17 protein-coding genes and 1 pseudogene are annotated in these 20,939 nt (G+C 32.6%); 7 read left to right on the top strand and 11 right to left on the bottom strand.

Features of this window, described 5'->3' with window-relative positions; translation table 11 throughout:
• Window positions 1-151 precede the first annotated feature (151 nt).
• Together DIU01_RS02510 and DIU01_RS02515 are read right to left on the bottom strand one after the other, a co-directional pair.
• Window positions 152-1,159: a 3-oxoacyl-ACP synthase III family protein gene (locus DIU01_RS02510; RefSeq protein WP_290831686.1), complete on the bottom strand. Its 1,008-nt coding sequence runs from the start codon at window positions 1,157-1,159 to the stop codon at window positions 152-154.
• Window positions 1,160-1,318: 159 nt separating this feature from the next.
• On the bottom strand, window positions 1,319-1,651 hold the full coding sequence (locus DIU01_RS02515) for a YegP family protein (protein ID WP_290831687.1): 333 nt from the start codon (window positions 1,649-1,651) through the stop codon (window positions 1,319-1,321).
• A gap of 182 nt (window positions 1,652-1,833) precedes the next feature.
• Here DIU01_RS02515 and DIU01_RS02520 point away from each other — a divergent pair, with 182 nt between their 5' ends.
• Window positions 1,834-2,022, top strand: a complete 189-nt coding sequence (locus tag DIU01_RS02520; RefSeq protein ID WP_290831688.1) for a hypothetical protein — start codon at window positions 1,834-1,836, stop codon at window positions 2,020-2,022.
• 486 nt (window positions 2,023-2,508) lie between these two features.
• Here the strand turns inward: DIU01_RS02520 and DIU01_RS02525 are convergent, their stop codons facing one another.
• On the bottom strand, window positions 2,509-3,771 hold the full coding sequence (locus DIU01_RS02525; protein ID WP_290831689.1) for a T9SS type A sorting domain-containing protein: 1,263 nt from the start codon (window positions 3,769-3,771) through the stop codon (window positions 2,509-2,511).
• Window positions 3,772-3,919: 148 nt separating this feature from the next.
• Here DIU01_RS02525 and DIU01_RS02530 point away from each other — a divergent pair, with 148 nt between their 5' ends.
• Complete coding sequence (locus tag DIU01_RS02530) at window positions 3,920-6,328, top strand: prolyl oligopeptidase family serine peptidase (protein ID WP_290831690.1); 2,409 nt, start codon at window positions 3,920-3,922, stop codon at window positions 6,326-6,328.
• A gap of 56 nt (window positions 6,329-6,384) precedes the next feature.
• Here the strand turns inward: DIU01_RS02530 and DIU01_RS02535 are convergent, their stop codons facing one another.
• From DIU01_RS02535 to DIU01_RS02560, 6 genes and pseudogenes are all read right to left on the bottom strand, one after another.
• Complete coding sequence (locus tag DIU01_RS02535; protein WP_290831691.1) at window positions 6,385-7,305, bottom strand: ABC transporter ATP-binding protein; 921 nt, start codon at window positions 7,303-7,305, stop codon at window positions 6,385-6,387.
• Window positions 7,306-7,410: 105 nt separating this feature from the next.
• Window positions 7,411-7,635 (bottom strand): annotated as a pseudogene (locus DIU01_RS02540) (AarF/ABC1/UbiB kinase family protein); the annotation flags it as partial.
• Between the two features lie 99 nt (window positions 7,636-7,734).
• On the bottom strand, window positions 7,735-8,838 hold the full coding sequence (locus DIU01_RS02545) for an AarF/ABC1/UbiB kinase family protein (protein WP_290831692.1): 1,104 nt from the start codon (window positions 8,836-8,838) through the stop codon (window positions 7,735-7,737).
• 24 nt (window positions 8,839-8,862) lie between these two features.
• Window positions 8,863-9,534 (bottom strand): TetR family transcriptional regulator C-terminal domain-containing protein, encoded by a 672-nt coding sequence (locus tag DIU01_RS02550; protein WP_290831693.1) that lies wholly within the window; start codon window positions 9,532-9,534, stop codon window positions 8,863-8,865.
• Window positions 9,535-9,685: 151 nt separating this feature from the next.
• Window positions 9,686-10,381 (bottom strand): OmpA family protein, encoded by a 696-nt coding sequence (locus DIU01_RS02555; protein ID WP_290831694.1) that lies wholly within the window; start codon window positions 10,379-10,381, stop codon window positions 9,686-9,688.
• 22 nt (window positions 10,382-10,403) lie between these two features.
• Complete coding sequence (locus DIU01_RS02560; protein WP_290831695.1) at window positions 10,404-10,877, bottom strand: lipocalin family protein; 474 nt, start codon at window positions 10,875-10,877, stop codon at window positions 10,404-10,406.
• Between the two features lie 174 nt (window positions 10,878-11,051).
• On the opposite strand from DIU01_RS02560, the gene htpG reads away from it, so the two are divergent.
• The 3 genes from htpG to DIU01_RS02575 all read left to right on the top strand — a co-directional run bounded on the left by htpG (window position 11,052) and on the right by DIU01_RS02575 (window position 15,588).
• Window positions 11,052-12,938 (top strand): molecular chaperone HtpG, encoded by a 1,887-nt coding sequence (gene htpG, locus DIU01_RS02565; RefSeq protein WP_290831696.1) that lies wholly within the window; start codon window positions 11,052-11,054, stop codon window positions 12,936-12,938.
• A gap of 97 nt (window positions 12,939-13,035) precedes the next feature.
• Window positions 13,036-15,108: a prolyl oligopeptidase family serine peptidase gene (locus DIU01_RS02570; protein ID WP_290831697.1), complete on the top strand. Its 2,073-nt coding sequence runs from the start codon at window positions 13,036-13,038 to the stop codon at window positions 15,106-15,108.
• 75 nt (window positions 15,109-15,183) lie between these two features.
• On the top strand, window positions 15,184-15,588 hold the full coding sequence (locus DIU01_RS02575) for a DUF2721 domain-containing protein (protein ID WP_290831698.1): 405 nt from the start codon (window positions 15,184-15,186) through the stop codon (window positions 15,586-15,588).
• 1 nt (window position 15,589) lies between these two features.
• Here DIU01_RS02575 and DIU01_RS02580 read toward each other — a convergent pair whose 3' ends face one another.
• Both DIU01_RS02580 and DIU01_RS02585 read right to left on the bottom strand, forming a co-directional pair.
• Window positions 15,590-17,686, bottom strand: coding sequence for a TonB-dependent receptor (locus DIU01_RS02580; protein ID WP_290831699.1), 2,097 nt, complete (start codon window positions 17,684-17,686; stop codon window positions 15,590-15,592).
• Window positions 17,687-17,745: 59 nt separating this feature from the next.
• Window positions 17,746-18,339, bottom strand: a complete 594-nt coding sequence (locus DIU01_RS02585; RefSeq protein ID WP_290831700.1) for a murein L,D-transpeptidase catalytic domain-containing protein — start codon at window positions 18,337-18,339, stop codon at window positions 17,746-17,748.
• Window positions 18,340-18,438: 99 nt separating this feature from the next.
• On the opposite strand from DIU01_RS02585, the gene DIU01_RS02590 reads away from it, so the two are divergent.
• Together DIU01_RS02590 and DIU01_RS02595 are read left to right on the top strand one after the other, a co-directional pair.
• Window positions 18,439-19,836, top strand: coding sequence for a DUF1800 domain-containing protein (locus tag DIU01_RS02590; RefSeq protein WP_290831701.1), 1,398 nt, complete (start codon window positions 18,439-18,441; stop codon window positions 19,834-19,836).
• A gap of 10 nt (window positions 19,837-19,846) precedes the next feature.
• A partial coding sequence (locus DIU01_RS02595; RefSeq protein ID WP_290831702.1) for a DUF1501 domain-containing protein occupies window positions 19,847-20,939 on the top strand: 1,093 nt, incomplete at its 3' end.

Consider the following 20,939-nt stretch of genomic DNA (forward strand, 5'->3'; position numbering starts at 1 on the left):
TTTCACGAATTTTCACGAATTATTTTGAATTAAAATTTTAATTACACGAATTTCAACTTTGAAGAATAGATTTATTTGATCAAATTCTGGAAATAAAAAAAAACTCGAAAATTACTTTCCGAGTTTTGAATTTATATATTATTTTGAAAAATTACCATTTAATAATGGCACTTGCCCAAGTAAATCCGCTACCGAAAGCAGCTAAGACTAGTGTGTCGCCTTCTTTGATTTTCCCTTGTTCCCAAGCTTCGGTTAAAGCAATCGGAATGGAAGCTGCAGTTGTATTACCGTACTTTTGAATGTTGTTAAAAACCTGATCATCAGACAATTTAAACTTCTGCTGAATGAATTGTGAAATACGTAAATTGGCTTGATGTGGAACTAACATGTCAATGTCTGATACTTGCAAATTGTTGGCAGTCAATCCTTCCATAATAACTTCACTAAAACGAACCACGGCATTTTTAAATACAAACTGTCCGTTCATGTATGGAAAATAGCTATCATCACTAGGATCGTTATCTGCAATAATATCGGTAACCCAACGATCGCCCATTCCTGGTGCTTTAACAATCAATTCTTCAGCATGTAATCCTTCTGAATGTAAATGCGTTGATAAAATTCCTTTTGACAAATCTTCTTCTCTACTCAAGACAGCTGCACCTGCGCCATCACCAAAAATTACTGAAACGCCTCTACCTCTATCGGTCATATCAAGACCTGTTGAATGTACTTCTGAACCAATAATTAAAATATTTTTATACATTCCGGTTTTAATATACTGATCGGCAACCGACAAAGCATAAATAAATCCCGAACACTGATTTCTCACATCCAATGCTCCAACGGTTTTTAGACCCAAATCACGTTGTACCAAAACTCCTGGACCAGGAAAATAATAATCTGGACTTAAAGTCGCGAAAACAATAAAGTCGATGTCTTCTTTTGCAACACCAGATCTTTGTATAGCTATTTCGGCAGCTTTTACACCCATCGTTGTTGTGGTATCCTCACCACGAATGATATGGCGTCTTTCTTTAATTCCGGTTCGTTCTTGAATCCACTCGTCATTGGTATCCATTATTTTGGATAAATCATCATTAGTAACCACATTTTCAGGAACATAAAATCCTAATCCCGATATTTTTGAATGAAACATATATTATATTTTTAGCAAAATTGACAGCACAAATTTAGTTATCTTTTAAAAAATACGATTAAATATTGGCATAAATTTTTGATTTGTTAATTTAGAATGTAGTGTAAAAATAAAAAAACCATCCTAATAAAGATGGTTTTTGTAAGCTATTTTTAAATTTTATGCCGATTGATCGTCAACTGTTGCGTCTGCAGCATTTTTCTTAACTGATTCGATTCCGTTTTCTCTTGAAGCTACGCTTTCATACATTTCACTGTTTCCAATGATTTGACCGTTTCCAGCTTTTAGATTAAAATAAACTTGACCACTTTTAGCTTCAAGACGATCGTAACGAGCATCCTCTTGTGAATTTTTTCTAACTGATTCTATTCCGTTTTCGCAAGCAGCTTTGGTTGTATAACCTTCACTTGCAAGAATAGTTTGACCGTTTCCAGCTTTTAAATTGAATTGAAATTCTCCGTTTTTACGAGTTGTAATTACAAATTTTCCCATGTTGTATTTGTTTGATTGTTAATTGGATAATAAAATTAAGAAAACAATTTATAAGTAACAAATTAAATGAATTAAATCTACAAGATTTGTAAAACTGTGTGTGGATTATTTTATTAGATTTGTTGATGATGATTATCTAGAAGTGATTTGGAAATCGTTTCTATAAATAAAAGATAACTAAGATGGAAGCTATTGAAAATATTTGTGTTGGGATTTTAATGATTATTTTTGGAATAGGTGTTATTATTTTTATGTCAAAAAGACCACCATCATACCCACTAACAAGTGTTAATATTTCAGGATATATAGCTGGTGTCACTTTTATTTTGTTAGGTATAATCTATATCTTTGATGAATTTCATATTTGGTAATAATAAAGAATCAAGGAAGCAAAATGAGAAAATTAGTTGAGTTTTTAATCTTATTTAGTACTATTACTACTATAATGGGATGTAGTAATTATAAATATCTATATGGATATGCAACTGAAGATTCTCAGCAAGCGCGAGCATCATGCTCGTGCCCATAAAGAGATTAAAACAAAAAGTGTAAATTGATCAAAAAACATCTCTTCACTTTCCAAATTTCATTTTAAATTCCAAAACAGAATATCTTTTAAAAAATATAGTCGTATACCACGTAAAGCCTATCCCGAAGCTTCGGGACTGATTGCAACGAAAAGCCCGGAAGTAAAACAACTTATTTTTCTTGCTGTAAAAAAGCGACCAACGGATCCCGAAGCTTCGGGACTTTTTACAGCTTAGAAAAATTGTTGTTGTACTGAGGACTTGTAGTGGAAAGCAGGAAATAGCTTCTGATTAGTGGTCAGTATTCAGTGTTCAGTTTTTAGTATCCAGTTACTTTATAACTTTCACCGATTGTCTGCCTGTATTGGTGTGTAAGTTTAGAATGTAAACTCCTTTTGGATATGGGAAATCAAAGGTGTATCTTTTTGTTCCAGATGTGGTGATTTCTTCTGGTTTCCATTGTTTTATTAATTTTCCGTCTATTGAATATAATCCGAGAAGTAAATGATCTGTTCCAAGAAAATCGATTTCTAAATTCAATTTATCTTTGATTGGATTTGGAGCAACTCTAACATTTAAAGGAATTCTGTCAGCTTCTTGAAAATCGCCATTGGACAAGGTAGTTGACATTTTATAGATGGTTGTTCCCGAAGCATAAGCGATGTCTCCAATGAAGAAAATTCTATTTAAATTACTTCCAATCGTGGTATTTGTCCATGTGTTTCCTCCATCCAAAGTTTGGTAAAATCCCGAATTGTGTCCGCCCATCCAACCTTGATTTTCAGTAACAAAACCGATAGCTTGAACATCAACGTCAGGAAAATTTTTGCTGGTCCAAGTCGTTCCGCCATTGGTAGATTTTATCATTTTTCCCGAATTTGGTGCCACCGATTCTATAGAACCAAAAAACACATTGGGATTACTGTCCAAAATTTGAAGTTTCCAAACGTATTCACCCGGAATTGTTCCGTTGTAAATTGTCGTCCAAGTTGTTCCGCCATTCGTAGTTTTTAAAATTACAGCACCTGAATTATTATTTCCAGCCACATATCCTGTATTTTCATCTACGAATAAAACTTCGACCAACGCATTGGCATAAGCACTCATATCGATGTATTGCCACGTTGCGCCGCTATCGGTAGATTTTATGACATAAGCTGGGGAAAAATAGGCGCCACAACCATAAACGGTAGAAGTTCCTACGCAATCTAAACCACAAATTGCTTGTGGAATTGGTGTAATGTTGTTTACCAAAGTCCAATTGGTTCCGCCATCAATAGTTTTATAAAATTTATTATTTAGCGTTCCTAGAAAACCAATATTGCTGTTTAGAAATTCTATATTTCTAAAATAATGATTGCTTCCTAAAGTTGCATTGTTGGCTTGAAGCGTCCAATTGGCACCGCCATCTGTAGTTTTATAAACAGCTGCAAATCCGCCATTGGCAGCCCAACCCAAATTTTCATTTAGAAAAAAAACATCGTCAAATCGTTGTCCGCCACCATTAGCAGGAATCGATGTTAACGGATTCCACGTGTATTGCGCCACTAAAATATTGGTAAACAATACTATCAAGAAAGTAATTTTTTTCATTTCAATTTTTTTATAAAATTAGAAAAAAATGAATTACAATGAACGACTACAATTTATTTTTTGAATTTAATTTTAACTAAAACTACCTTTAATATGTAACACAATTATAGTAATTTAGACCAATATTTTTTATTAAAACCAAACATCTATGAAAATCAGAATTTTATCATTGTTTTTTATCGGTTTAGGATTTTCGAGTTTTGCGCAAGAGAATCTTAGTTATAAAAAGCCTTCGGCCGAAATTATGGCACTTGCCGATTATGAAAGAGCACCATCTGTAAGTATGGATTCTAAAAAAGAATACATGCTTTTGAGTTACAGAAATACCTACAAAACTTTAGACGATTTAAATCAGACCGAAATGCGTTTGGGTGGATTGCGTATTAATCCGGTGACTAATATTTCTAGTACAGTTACGTATGTTAATAATTTGAAAATTAGAAAAATTAGCGCTAAAAATGAAACTCAAGTTAGCGGATTACCAGCAAATGCTAAGATTTCGAATGTGGCTTGGTCAGAAAACGAAAAGAAAATTGCGTTTACCAACACTACCAATTCTGGAGTAGAACTTTGGATTATTGATGTGGCTTCTGCTGTTGCAAATAAAATAACATCTGATAATTTAAATGCTAATTTAGGAAGTCCGTTCAGTTGGATGAAAGACAATGAAACCTTATTAGTAAAAGTGTTGCCTAAAAACCGACCAGCATTAATTGATGAGAAAAAAGATTTGCCAAAAGGACCAACAGTTTCTGTAAGTGATGGTTCTAAATCCCAAAATAGAACGTATCAAGATTTGCTGAAAAATAAATCGGATGAAGCTAATTTTGATGCATTAGTAACTTCTGAATTGTATAAAATCACTACTTCTGGAACAGCGACTTTATTTAAACCAGCTGATATTTATGCAGGAGAAAGTTTTTCGCCAGACGGAAATTATTTGATGCTAACAACCATCCAAAAACCTTATTCTTACATCGTTCCTTTGAGCCGTTTTCCTCAAAAATCTGTAGTTTATGATTTGGCTGGAAAAGAAATCAAACAAGTAAACGAAGTTCCATTAACGGAAATTATGCCAAAAGGTTTTTCATCAGTTAGAACTGGAAAAAGAAGCATGAGTTGGAGAGCAGACAAAGCAGCAACTTTGGTTTATGTTGAAGCACTTGATGAAGGTGACCAAGCTAAAAAAGTAGATTACAGAGATGAAGTTTTTCAATGGAATGCGCCATTTACTTCTGCTCCAACTTCTATGATGAAAACACAACAACGATTTGGTGGAATTAGTTGGGGTAATGACTCGTTTGCCATTGCTTATGATAGTTGGTATGACACGAGAAATACCAAAACTTATTTATTAAATCCATCAAATCCTAACGAAGCTCCAAAAGTAATTTCGGATAGAAATTCTCAAGATATTTATTCTGATCCAGGGAATTTTGAAACCAAGAAAAATGAATTTGGAAGATACGTTATCGCAACCGAAAACGGAAATGCTTACTTAATTGGTGACGGAAATACAAAAGATGGTCAGTTTCCTTTTATTGATGAAATGAATTTGAAAACCTTAAAAACGAAACGACTTTACACTTCAAAAATCAAAGACAAAAAAGAAGATTTGATGTCGATTGAAGATTATAAGAAAGGCGAAGTTTTAGTAATGATTCAATCTAAAAATGATTATCCGAATTACTATTTTAGAAATATAAAATCGGGTAAATTGACGCCTATTACTGCTTTTCAAAATCCGTTTGAAAGCATCAAAAATGTATATAAAGAAGTGATTAAGTACAAAAGAAAAGATGGTGTAGATTTATCGGGAACTTTGTATTTGCCTGCCAATTATGACCGAACTAAAAAAGAGAAATTACCTTTGTTAATTTGGGCTTATCCTGCCGAATTTAAAGACAAAAACTCGGCTGGACAAAGTGATAAAAATCCGAATGAATTTACTTTTCCAAACTATGGTTCGTTTGTATATTGGGTAACTAAAGGTTATGCTGTTCTTGACGATGCGTCGTTTCCAATCATTGGTGAAGGAACAACAGAACCAAATGATACTTTTATCACGCAATTAGTTGATGATGCTGAAGCTGCGATAAATGCTGTAGATAATTTAGGATACATCAATCGTAAAAAAGTGGCTGTTGGCGGACATTCGTATGGTGCATTTATGACGGCAAATTTACTTACGCATTCTAATTTATTTGCGTGCGGAATTGCAAGAAGTGGTGCCTACAACAGAACTTTAACTCCTTTCGGATTTCAAAGTGAGCAACGTAATTATTGGGATGTTCCAGCCATTTACAACGGAATGTCGCCTTTTATGAATGCCGATAAAATGAAAACGCCTTTACTATTAGTTCACGGTGAAGCCGATAATAATCCGGGAACTTTTACTTTGCAAACTGAGCGTTATTTTCAGGCATTGAAAAACTTAGGAGCGCCAACAAGAATGGTGATTTTACCAAAAGAATCACATGGTTATGCTGCTAAAGAAAACATTTTGCACTTGCTTTGGGAACAAGATCAGTTTTTAGAGAAGTATTTGAAGAACTAAAAATAGAGAATAGAATATAGAAAATAGAGAATAGACCTTTGAAGAAATTTAGAGGTCTATTTTATTTTTAGATGAACTTGTGTTCCTTTTTTAATTTCAGAACTGTGTTCGAAAAAAAGCATTTCGTCATCTAATTTTGCTTCAATTAAATAATGACTTCCTCGGAAATAAGAATTTAGAACTTCTACTTTTAAATCAGATATATCTACAATTTCAAATTGATGCGGATAAATATACTTTACTTTTCCATCCATTTTCAACTCATTCACATCGCCGAAAAGTGAAGCAATATATTTAGATTTTGGATTTTCGTATGATGTTTTTGGAGTTCCGCTTTCTATGATATCGCCGTTTTTCATTACCAAAACCTCATCTGCAAACGATAAAACATCGGTGCTATCGTGAGTAGCAACTAAAAAAGTAATTTGCTTTTCTTTTAAGTAGGCAAACAACTTTCTTCGTAAACTATTTTTTCTGAAATTATCGATATGACTGAAAGGTTCGTCAAGTAATAAAACTTCTGGTTCTAAAGCTAAAACTCTTGCAATGGCAACTCTTTGCATTTGTCCGCCACTTAAATATTTGGCTTTTACATCAAAGAAATCTTCCATTTCTACAATTTCTAAAAGCTCTTTTACCCTATTCCATTTTTTACCAGAATCGATATTGGATAAATATTTTCCAACATTTTCTGCAACAGTTATGTATGGCATTAAATCAAAATCTTGTGCGAGGTACTTCATAAAATCCATTCCTGGAATAAGATTGTATTTCGGACCTAAAACTTCGGTATCGTTCCAAAAAATAGTTCCTTCATCTAGGTCGTACAAGCCGTAAACTAGTTTTAACAGTGTACTTTTTCCGCAACCGCTTTCGCCAATTATAGCAAGTGATTTTCCTTTTTCTAATGAAAATGAAGCATCTTGAATGGTTTTTTCTTTTAAATACGAAAAGGAGATGGATTTTATTTGGAGCATTTTCTTGATGATTCGATACTGCAAAAGTAGTAATTTTTAAAAAAGAAAGAGCGATTCTAAAGTAGAGAACCGCTCTTTCAACCTAACCAATAAACAAACTAATCATTAATTAATGTACTTCTCAAAAGCTTTGGTATCAACTCTTGCTTTTAAATCATGAAGTAAATTATATAAACCGAAAAAGGTTCTATTTATGTATAAAAAATGTTTGGAACCTCGATTCCCATTCATTTTTCTTAATTGTGTGTCTTTTGCAAATTCTTCGCCCATTGTGGCAATTTGTCCAAAGAAATCATCATCTGAAAAATCAAAATAATCGCCATGAAATGGTTTGGNNCGCGCACTTCAAGGGGGTCGGTGGGTGCACCAAGTGTGTTCGAGGGCTGGAATCAACACGAGGTCGTCGCGACCGTGAAGAAGCAGCGCTATCTACTGACCGTCTTTTGCCCTGCGGCCGTGTCCAAATAAATCATGAAACAACTTTGTAAAATATACGATTTCTTCTTTAGAATCGTCTAATCTCAAAATTTCTAATTCGTACAATTTCTCGTTGAACAGCTTCGGATTATCAATAACTTCGGGTTTTGCCAATTCAAAATACGGAACATAAAATTCTATAGGAACGTGCTTTATACAACCAAAATCTATTGCTACCAACTTGTCATCTTTGTCAATCAAGAAATTTCCTGGATGCGGATCGGCGTGAACTTGTTTCAAATGATGCATTTGATACATATAAAAATCCCAAAGTGCCTGTCCGATTTTATCTCCTTTTTCTCTATCTTCATTGTGTGCTGCAAATTCTGATAAATGCTCTCCGTCAATCCATTCCATTGTTAATATTTTCTCAGAAGATAATTCTGGATAATATTTTGGAAAACGCAAATTCGCAATATGTTTACACCAATCAGAAACTTCTAAACTTTGTTTTAGTTCTAAATTATAGTCGGTTTCTTCTAATAACTTGTCTTCAACTTCTTTAAAATATTTGTCAGAATCCTTTCCTTTAATGTTAAACATTCTAACAGCGAATGGTTTTACTAAAGCCAAATCCGAACTTATACTATCAGCCACACCTGGATATTGGATTTTCACAGCAAGATTTTTCCCATCTTTGGTCGCTTTGTGTACCTGACCGATACTCGCAGCGTTCATAGCATCTGGCGTAAATGTGTCGTATAAGTTCTCTGGATATTGACCTAAATATTTTTTAAATGTTTTTCTAACTAATGGCGCAGACAATGGCGGAACCGAAAACTGCGACAACGAAAACTTATCTACATATTGTTGTGGCATGATGCTTTTGTCCATACTCAACATTTGAGCAACTTTCAACGCACTTCCTTTTAAATTCTTTAATCCGTCATAAATATCTTCGGCATTGCTTTCGTTTAATTTATCACGATTCAAAGACGGATTTACAATTTTTTCACCATAATAAGCAACGTAATTTCCTCCAACTTTAAATCCGGTTTTTACTAATTGACTGGCGCGTTCTATTTTTCCTGTTGGAATTTTATCTAATGTTTTCATACTAGTGCTGAATTTATTTCAGTATTAATTCTTTTTTTCTTTCCAAAGGAATTTTCCTAAATCGAATAAACTTTCTAATGGTTTTGTATCTAATAAATCGACTACTGTATTGACCGATTTTTCAATTAAAACATCTGTTTTCTCGAATCCTTTTGAAGTATCATCCATCCAAAATTTCAATAAAAATAAGAACTGAATCCATGCGCCCTCAGAAAATACAGGTTTGGTGATTTTAGTAACTTTATCACTAACTATAGTTTCGTTGTTGTTAATGATAGTTACGATAAAATCTTTAAAATGGTTTCTAAAAAGTTTTAAATTTTTCAAATTCTTTAAACCTTCTTTGTTATCCTTCAAATTAAACAGGATAAAACTTCTATTTAATGTAAGTAATTCAAATAAAGTAAAATATAACGTCAGCAATTTATTTTTACCGGTATACGTTTCAAATGCTTCTTCCTTCGATATTGTTTCTACAGCATTCTCAAAAAACTTTACCCAAATTTCTTGTTTCATGGCATCGATTGACCCGAAGAACGTATAAAAATCTTTTTCTTCTATTTTATGCTCCTTGCAAGACGAAAAAACATTTTTAGGTTCTTCATTTTTTTCCAACACATAATCCATGTACTTAGAAATGATTTGGTTGTCGTCCATCAGCTTCTTCTTGGCTGTAGTTTTCTTTGTAGTTTCCATTTTATTGAATTTGATGTAAAGTTACTTATTGTTTAACAATTGACGAAATAAAGTAAACAAAAATATTTGTTAAATGTCGTTCAAAATATTTGAAAACAAAAAAGCGCTCCTATTTCTAGGAACGCTTCTCTATTTTAAAAACTATTTTTTTTTAGTTTCCTGCTTCTTTTTTAGCATCTTGAACCATCTTTTCATTTGCAGTAATAGCAAATTCTACACGACGGTTTTGGCTTCTTCCTTCTGGAGTGTCATTAGTTGCAATTGGATCAGCAATACCTAAACCTACCATTTTAAAACGTGACATATTTAATCCTTTAGATTCTAAATACTTCTCAACAGCAATTGCTCTTTGTTCAGATAATGTTAAATTATATTCTGGTTTACCTGTACTATCTGTATAACCATATATTACAATATCTGTATCGGCATAACTTTGAAAAACTGGAACCAATTTGTCTAAATTTGCTTTAGCAGCAGCAGTTAATGTAGATTTATTAGTATCAAAACGAACTGCATTTTCACCTAAAACCAAACGAATACCTTCACCAACACGTTCTACTGTTGCACCAGGAATTGCTGTTTGAATTTCTCTTGCTTGTTTATCCATTTTGTTACCGATAACTCCACCAGCAACGCCACCAATAACGCCACCAAGAACTGCACCCATTGCTCCGTTTCCACCTTTTCCAAGGTTATTTCCTAGAACTGCTCCAAGAACTCCACCAGCAACAGCACCAATTCCAGCACCACGTTGTGTATTATTTGTGTTTTTTACAGCCTCACAACTTGTAAAAATTGTACTGAAAGCAAAAACACTAACTAAAAAATATATTGTACCTTTTTTCATCTTGATCTATTGTTTAAATTATTTAATTTCTTTGGAATTGGTAAACGATATCAATAGATTTTCCACCAACATCGCCTAAATCTACTAATTGAAAAGAAGATTCAGTTACGTTTTGAACTCTTAAAATATAACCTTCTTTAAGTTTTTTAGATTTTGAATCGTTTAAAACTTTCATTACAAATTTTCCTTCTTTGTTGATATACCATGTGATATCAGACACAAAACTAGTACAGCTTGCATTGTCTAAAGCAAAGTTTCCTTTATTGTTGTTAGAAACAAATTTCCACTTACTTCCCACAAAACATTTAGAATCTGCAATATCAAAAGAAGAAACTTTGATATAATCTGAACCTGGATAACTTACTGCAGATAATACGTAATTACCTTTTATTGCTCGTTCTGTTTTGTTGTCAACTACAGTACTAGTTACAGGAGTTTTAGATTTACAACCCATTATAACGATAGCAAACAACATTAAAAAAATACTTTTTTTCATAAAAATTAAGTTTTAGAATTTTATCTCACAAATTTAGGTGCAAATTTACGGAAAGTTATTATACAATATTTGTGAAATTTTGTAGAATTACTACTACGTCATTTTGTCATAAAATAAGTTTTGGTATTGAATTTGACTTATGATTGAAAATTGTTTAACTTAAAAGTTCAAAATATGTCAACAGGAAAAATTAATGTTTCAGTAGAAAACATTTTCCCTTTAATCAAGAAATTTCTTTACAATGATCACGAGATTTTTCTTCGTGAATTGGTTTCAAATGCAACAGATGCAACTTTAAAATTAAAACATTTAACAAGTATTGGTGAAGCCAAAGTAGAATATGGCAATCCAATTATTGAAGTGAAAATTGATAAAGAAGGAAAGAAACTTCACATTATTGATCAAGGTTTAGGAATGACATCTGATGAAGTTGAAAAATACATCAACCAAGTTGCGTTTTCTGGAGCTGAAGAATTTTTAGAAAAATATAAAGATTCTGCCAAAGATTCAGGAATTATTGGTCATTTCGGATTAGGATTTTACTCGGCGTTTATGGTTGCAGAAAAAGTTGAAATCATAACAAAATCATTCAAAGACGAACCAGCAGCACATTGGACCTGTGATGGAAGTCCAGAATTTACATTAGAACCATCTGACAAAACTTCACGTGGTACCGAAATTATTCTTCACATTGCAGAAGATTCTTTAGAGTTTTTAGAAGATTACAAAATCAGAGAATTACTTACAAAATACAATAAATTCATGCCTATTCCAATTAAATTTGGAACTAGAAAAGAATCACTTCCATTAGCAGAAGATGCTGCAGAAGATGCAAAACCAGAACAAGTTGAAGTTGATAACATCATCAACAATCCAACTCCAGCTTGGACTAAACAACCAACCGATTTATCTGACGAAGATTACAAATCATTCTATCGCGAATTGTATCCAATGCAATTTGAAGATCCGTTATTCAACATTCATTTAAATGTAGATTATCCGTTTAACTTAACTGGTATTTTATATTTCCCAAAAATGAGTGCCGATTTACAGATACAAAAAGACAAGATTCAAATGTATCAGAATCAGGTTTTTGTAACCGATAATGTAGAAGGAATTGTACCAGAATTCTTAGGAATGTTAAAAGGTGTAATTGATTCTCCAGATATTCCGTTAAACGTTTCGCGTTCTGGTTTACAAGCAGATAGTAATGTGAAAAAAATCTCGAATTACATCACTAGAAAAGTTGCTGATAAATTGAAAGGTCTATTCAACGAAAACCGTGAAGATTTCGAGAAAAAATGGAACGATATTAAGATTGTTTTGGAATACGGAATGTTATCAGAACCTAAATTCTACGAAAAATCAGGCGACTTTGTTTTGTATCCAACGGTTGATGATAAATATTACACCTTATCAGAATTGAAAGAAGCTTTAACAGCAAATCAAACCGATAAAAACGGAAAACTTGTAGTGCTTTATGCTTCAAATAAAGATGCACAACACAGTTATATTGCTGCTGCAAAAGACAAAGGATACGAAGTATTATTGTTAGATTCTCCAATTATCTCACATTTAATTCAGAAATTAGAATCGGATAACGAGAACCTTACTTTTGTTCGTGTTGACGGTGATTCGATCGAAAAATTAATTCAGAAAGAAGAAACTCAAATTTCTAAATTGTCTGAAGACGAGCAAGGAAACTTGAAAACAGTTTTAGAAGAAATTGTTCCAAAAACTAATTATTCAGTTCAACTTGAACCAATGGATAGCACTGCTGCACCTTTCATAATAACGCAACCAGAATTCATGCGAAGAATGAAAGAAATGAGTCAATCTGGCGGTGGCGGAATGTTCGGGATGGGTAATTTCCCAGAAATGTACAATTTGGTAGTCAATACAAATTCAGAATTAGCTACTACAATTTTAAATACATCAGATAAATCAGTTCAAGAAAGTTTGGTAAAACAAGCATTAGATTTGGCTAAAATTTCTCAAGGTTTATTAAAAGGCGAAGAATTAACCGCTTTTGTAAAAAGAAGTTTTGAGTTGATAAAATAATATTAAGACTATAGCATTAAGTGTTAAGATGAACCTGTGAGTGAAAACTTGCAGGTTTTTTTATTATATTTGGAACTCAATAATAATACTAAATTATATGAAAAAACGTATTCTCATAACAGTACTACTTCTCACTAATATTTTCAATTTAATGGCACAAGAAGATTCCTATTTATGGCTTGAAGAAGTTGATGGAAAAAAAGCACTCGAATTTGTTGAAAAACAAAATAAATCAACTTTTGATGTTTTAATGCAACAAAAAGAATATCAAGACATTTACAATAAAAATTTAACCATTTTAAATGATACCGATAAAATTGCTTATCCGGGAATTTATGGCGATTTAATTTACAACTTTTGGCAAGACAAAGACCATGTTAGAGGTATTTGGCGTAGAACTACAAAAGCTAGTTACAATACAAAAAATCCAGTATGGGAAACGCTTTTAGACATCGATGCCTTGAGTAAAGAAGAAGGAACCAAATGGGTTTTTAAAGGCGCACAAGGTTTGTATCCAAACTATGATAAGTTTTTAGTCTCTCTTTCTAAAGGTGGTGGCGATGCGGTTGTTGTAAAAGAATACGATGCCAAAACTAAAAAATTCATTCCAAACGGATTTACTTTACCAGAATCTAAAACTAATATTAGTTACCTTGACGAAAACACGGTTATCGTAGGAACCAATTTTGGCGATAACAGCATGACAACTTCGGGATATCCAAAAATTGTAAAACTTTGGAAAAGAGGAACTGCATTATCAAGCGCTAAAACTATTTACGAAGGCGATGCAACCGATGTTTCCGATTCGGGTTATTTGATGCGTGATGGCGAAAAAACTTACCTTATGATTGGTAAAGGCGAAACTTTTTATTCTTCGAAATCATTTGTTTACCTAAATGATAAACTTATACAATTAGATGTGCCAAATGACGCAAACATCAATACCATTTTAAACAATCAATTAATTATAAAATTAAAATCAGATTGGACTGTAAATGATAAAACGTACAAGCAAGGTTCAGCAATTAGTGCCAATTTTACAGCACTTCTTGAAGGAAAGAAAGAACTTCAACTGATATACGAGCCAGACACTTTCAGTAGTATAGATGAAATTTCAAGTACTAAAAACTTGTTATTGTTGAACATTTTAAATAACGTAAAAAACGAACTTTACTCTTACGCTTACGCAAATGGACAATGGTCGAAAACAAAAATTGATGCACCTGAATTTGGAACTATCGGAATAACTGCTACAGACGAATTTAGTGATGACTACTACTTTAATTATCAAAACTTTCTAACGCCGACATCATTGTTTAGTGCGAATGCAAAAAACAATACGGTTCAAAAAGTAAAATCGCTTTCAAATTATTTTGACGGAAGTAAATACAAGGTAGAACAATATAAAATGAAATCGAAAGATGGCGAGATGATTCCGTACTTCGTAATTGCATCAAAAGATCTTAAATATGATGGCAAAAATCCAACATTATTATACGCATACGGTGGATTTGAAGTTTCAATGCAACCTTCTTATTCTGGCGGAATTGGACAATCTTGGCTCGATAAAGGTGGCGTTTATGTGTTAGCAAATATTCGTGGTGGCGGAGAATTTGGTCCAAAATGGCACCAAGCTGGTTTAAAAGAAAAAAGACAAAATATCTACAATGACTTTCATGGTATTGCAGAAGATTTAATTGCAAAAAAAATAACGTCAAGCCAACATTTAGGAATTATGGGCGGAAGCAATGGCGGATTATTAATGGGAGTTGCCTTAACACAACGACCAGATTTATACAATGCTGTTGTTTGCCAAGTGCCATTATTAGACATGCAACGCTACAATAAATTATTGGCTGGAGCAAGTTGGATGGGCGAATACGGAAATCCGGATACAAGTGATTGGGATTTTATAAAAAAATATTCTCCTTACCAGAACTTGAAAAAAGGCACAAAATATCCTGAAGTTTTCTTCATGACATCAACGCGCGATGATCGTGTGCATCCTGGACATGCAAGAAAAATGGCAGCAAAAATGCTAGACATGGGATACAAAATCTATTATTACGAAAATACCGAAGGCGGACATGGTGGTTCATCAACCAACGAACAAAGAGCCAAGTTCAACGCTTTGTACTTTTCTTACTTATGGATGAAGTTAAAATCATAACCTAAAAAAATCTAAAAAACCTGTAAGTGAAAATTTACAGGTTTTTTTTCAACTAATTGCACAATAGTACTTTTTATGACATTAAATATAGAAACGCCTGCCTTACTATTTTCAGCCACATCATTAATTTTGTTGGCTTACACCAATCGATTTTTAACTATAGCACAAATCGTTCGTGGATTGAAAAAAACCTACGATATGGAACACAATAAAAGCATTTTAATAGAAATTAAAAACCTTAATTTACGATTGACACTAATTCGTTACATGCAACTTTTTGGTGTATTGAGTTTGTTTCTATCCGTTTTTGGAATGTTGGTTTTATTTGTAGAATGGCAACTTATTGGTATCTATATTTTTGGTGCAAGTATGCTAAGTCTACTAATTTCTTTGGGAATATCTTTTTGGGAAATTAGTATTTCTGTAAATGCTTTGCGAGTTCATTTAAGTGATTTAGTAGAAAAAGATAAAGTCAAATAAATTAATTGCCAATAACTGGCTGCTCTTCTTTTTTATCATTGTTTAAGATATTGCTTTCTTCTTTAGCCAATTTATTTTTGGTAGGAATTTTATAGTTCAAAGTAATTCCTACTCGTCGCGAATCATTTTTACTTTCATAAACTAGATTGGTTCCTAAAGCATTAAATCCTTGTTCACTAGTATTAAAAACATCATTACAATAAAGAGAAACTGACAAATTATTATCTAAAAATTTCTTTGCAAAGGTTACATCAAATTGCTGACTAAACGGCACTCGATTTTGATAATAGAAATATGTTCCGCCTGTAGTTGACGTGTTATAGGTTGCTGTAAATTTAATTTTACTCGGCAAAACTGTTTGCGACATGGCATTAAAAAACCACAAACCTTTTCCGCTAACATCGGGTAGAATGTGTTTTTGATGTCCAACATATAGGTATAAAAAATTAATTTCGTCTGGATTAAAATCGAATTTCAATGTTTCTGTTAATCCTTTCGTAAACAACATATAAGGAATTGGCAAGCCAAAATTAAAATTGTGAATGGTTAGTTGCGGAATATTTTCTGAAACACTTGCTGCTCCATCGCCATTAGCAATTATTCTATTCATAACCTGATTATTGGCATCGCTACGAGAATAACTGATAAAAAAGTAGTCAAAAGCACTAACTTTAAGCTCATAATTATCAAAAATGGTTGGTTCTAAATTTGGATTTCCAGAAAACGAAACATTGGGATTTTGATAATTGGTATTGTTCGGATTTAATGCCGCTGTAGTAGGTAGACTGATTTTTTTATTATAATTCGCATTCACAAAAACCTGCGGAATTACATTATATTGTATACTAGCATTTGGAAAAAATTGTGTTTGCTTAAACGGAATCAATTCATCGGTATCTGTTGTTCCGTCGATAACATACGACTCTATTCGTCCGCCTAAAATAAAATCAAACTTTTTATATGACGATTGCAATTCTGAATAACCAGAAAAAGTCGTACGTTGGTAATCCAAATTTGTTACTGCCGAATTTTGTGCTTCAAATTCTAATTTATCGGCTAAAACTCCTATTGCAAATTTAGTTTTCCCTAAAAAGGAAAATTCCTGAGAATAATCGGTTTTAAACTGATAAAACAACTGATCGTAACCGTTATCCAAAACAGAATTTCCCAAATTTCTATTTATCAAATCAAAATTATTTCCAACCGAATTCATATTAAATCTGAAATCTAATTTTTTTGTGGCATCCGTAAATCGCTTTTGATAATTTAAGGCAACATCATTTCTATTGAGTTTATTTTTGCTGTTATCATTAGCTTCAAATCCTAATCCGCTTGCATCGATTTTAGCATTATTATTGGAAGTTGTAAAATCATAATTAACCAAAAATCTGTCTTTTTTTAAATCGAATTTTAAACCTGTTTTAAAAAAGTAAAAACGATTTTCTCTGTCGGTCGTATTCTTAGAAAGTACTGTAGATTCATTTTGAAAATTGGTACGTTGATAACCTTGATTGAAGCTTTGACCTAACTGTACTTGCCAACCAAACCATTTATTTTTTGAATTTAACAACAAACTATTGTTAAACCGATGACGTGATTTGTCGTATTTTGTATAACTATATCCGTTAGAATAAGTAGCTGAAAGATATTTCTTCGCATTTTTTGAAGTAATAATATTGATAATTGCACCACCAGAAGTTGCAGGGAATTCGGCTCCAGGTTGGGTGATAATTTCAACTTTCTCAATTGAATTTGCAGGAAGACTTTCTAAATAACCAGTTAATTCATTAGAATAAATATTTAATGGTCTAGCATCCATAAACACTTCTAGTTGTTTTCCTTGGTACATCATTCCAGCAACATCAGAAACTATTAATCCTGGTAATTTTTTCAATCCTTCCATCACAGAACCTGAATTTAAATGGCTTTGTTGAGAAAAATCAAATATGGTTCGATCGGCCTTTTGTTCAATACTTTTCTTTTTAGATTGAATAACAACCTCTTTTAATTCGGTAACTTTTACAGTATCTTTAGTTTTTTCTTGGGCAAATGAAAACTGAATGATTAAAAAAGAAAGGCAAGTTAGAAAGCTTCTCATTATAATGTCTATTTTGAAATTGGTAAGTATTTTCTTTATTTGACACAATATTACTATTTTTATTCAACAATCCACAACAAAACTGGTTTTTCTGATTTTTGTAATCGAGTATCTAATTTTCTCATAAAAGCATTTGAAACAGCAGGACAACCCCAACTTAAAGGCGACACTTTTGGATAAATTTCTTCGTTAGAAACAGCATCCCAAGAGTGCAAAACAACAACTCTTTTCACAGCACTCTCATTGGTTTTCTCTAATCCATGCAACCAATATTTTACATTAATTCCCCAAGAACTGTAGTCGCGTTTTCCTATTTTATATTTTCCTTTCATCGAACAATGGCTATCCACAGTAGTACTAAATTTTGCTTTTTGCCACTTGTTTGGATTTTCTTCCAATTGATCACAACTTCCATGAGTTACGATATTTTTATCTACAATTTTATCTGCCTTAAAATCATAAATAAAAAATCGATTTTTACCCGGATGAACACCTAAATCCACTAAAAAATAATAGTCTTCATTAAATCCGTTTTTCTTGCAATACTCTAATGCAGCCGCATTTTTTGAACTGTAATCTTTGATTGGAGTTTCTACTTTGGTATTGTTGCAACAAATGAAACTCAAGAATAAAACAAGTAGACTATTTTTCATATAAATTGAAATTTAATCTTTATTCAACGTTAATTTTTGAATTATATTTAAACCTTTCTTGTTAAATAAAGTCTAAATTTATAATTCAAATCATTGGTTATGAACAAAAGCAATCTGTGGTCTCTACGACTAGGTTTTTCGGGAAAACAAGCGCAACTTATTGAGGAAATTGGATTTGAAAAATTCCTAAATCAATCGTATGCAACAACTTTTGATAAAGCGCTTCCAAATTTTCTTGACGACGAACCTAAAACCATCGCCGAACTTCGAGAATACCGTCAGTCAATTAAAAATGCAACTGCAGATGATCAAAAGAAAGTCATCAAGAAGCAAATTAAAAATGCAACCGAACTAAAAAAATGGTGGATTGATAAATTCTTAACCGAAAAATATCCGTTGAGAGAAAAGATGACCTGCTTTTGGCACAACCATTTTGTAGCAACTTCTCAAAAAGTACGCTCTACTTACTGGGTTTATCAGCACAATATGATTTTGCGTGAAAATGCTTTTGGGAACTTTAAAGAACTCACAAAACAGATTGTTAAATCGAATGCAATGGTTCGCTATTTAGATAATGTTGACAATCGAAAAGACAAAATCAACGAGAATCTAAGTCGCGAATTATTAGAACTTTTCACTATCGGAATAGGAAATTACACTGAAAACGATATTAAAGAAGGTGCAAAAGCTTTGGCCGGATTAAATCTTGGCGAAGAAAGTGCGGTTTACAGAAGATTATTAGAAGATAATTCGACAAAAACCTATTTTGGAAAACAAGGAAATTTTAAAGCCGATGATTTAGTCGACATCATATTCGAACAAAAAAATACGCCTTATTTAATTACAAGAAAAATATTGAAATGGTTTATTTATGACAATCCATCAGAAGATTTAGTGATTTATTATGGCGATTATTTCAGAAAAATGAATTTTGAAATCAAGCCACTTTTGACTAAGATTTTTACCGAAGAATATGCAAAAGAGAATTCTGGAAGTAAAATAAAAGACCCTTTAACGTATTTATTTCAACTTTCAGACGAGCTTAATGTTGCAAATTCAAATCCTAATTTAATAGCTTTTTTCTTAAAGCAACAAGGCATGGATTTATTCAATCAACCCAATGTTAAAGGTTGGGATGGCGGAAATTCGTGGCTAACTTCACAAATATATTTACAAAGAAATAATGCCAGTGATTTACTTTGCAACGGCAGAAACATCAGCAGAAAAGTATTTGAAAAAATACCAGAAGAAGGTGAAGAAACAGAAATTAAATTGGAAAAAATAAACGTCAAAATTGATTTTGATAAAAATGGAAATAACAAAAAAATAATTGCTGAACTCTCCAACAGATTACTTTTCAAGGTAGATGAAACGATGCAAAAAGATATGGAAAATGTACTCAAATATGATTTTGATCCGAAAAGCGAAAATGCAAATTACGCTGTTTTAAGACTATTCAATTACATCACAAAAACCCCAGAATACCAACTGATTTAAAGCTAAAATTATGAACAGAAGAAACTTTTTATCGCTCACAGGAACGTTCACTGGCGGAATGCTTGTACTACCTGAATTTTTACATGCTTTTGGTTCTCAAAACAGTTTGGTTATTGGAGAACAATGTTTGGTTTTTATCCAATTAAATGGTGGAAATGATGGTTTGAATACTTTTATTCCCTATGAAAATCCGTTATATTATGATTTGCGAACGAAAATCGCAATCAATAAAGATGAAGTAATTGGCAAAAACAAAGGCATGGCATTTCATCCGGCTTTAAAAGATTTTGCTCAAATGCAACAGAATGGCGATTTGTCGGTGATTCAAAATGTGGGTTATCCAGAACCAGTTCGTTCGCATTTTAGAAGTCAGGAAATTTGGCAAACTGCAACCGATTCTAACAAATACTTAAACGAAGGTTGGCTTGGTCGCTATTTAGATTTACAATGCAATGAACATCAACCAACGGCTGGAATCAATTTAGATTCAATCGATAATTTAGCTTTGAAAGGTGTCGAACCCAATGCAATTACTGTTAAAGATCCGAATAGATTCAAAATTAGAAACGATAAAGAAGAAAATGTGAAATTGTCAGATAATCCGCAATTGGATTTTGTTCGAAAAATTGCCAATTCGGTTACAGAAGGTTCAGATGATATTCAGAAAGCTTTGGCAAAATCGACTTCAGAAATTAGTTATCCAAAAACTGGTTTATCGAAAAATTTAGAATGGATTGCCCGATTGGTGAAAGGAAATTTGAACTCAAAAGTGTACTATACATCGCTTGGCGGATTTGACACACATGACAATCAATTGGAAATTCACAAAAGAAAATTAACCGAGTTGAACGATGCTATTTTTAGTTTTTACACCGATTTGAAGAAAGCGCAATTACTTCAAAATGTTACTATTGTTGTCTTTTCTGAATTTGGAAGACGAGTAAAAGACAACGGCAATGGAACCGATCACGGAACGGCTGCGCCAATGTTTATTATTGGAGGAAACAACAAATCGAATATCATTGGAAACAATCCAAACTTAGCCGATTTAGACAATGGCGATTTGAAACATCAAATTGATTTTAGAAGTGTTTATGCTACTT

The sequence above is a fragment of the Flavobacterium sp. genome, assembly GCF_003525665.1.
Lineage (GTDB): Bacteria > Bacteroidota > Bacteroidia > Flavobacteriales > Flavobacteriaceae > Flavobacterium.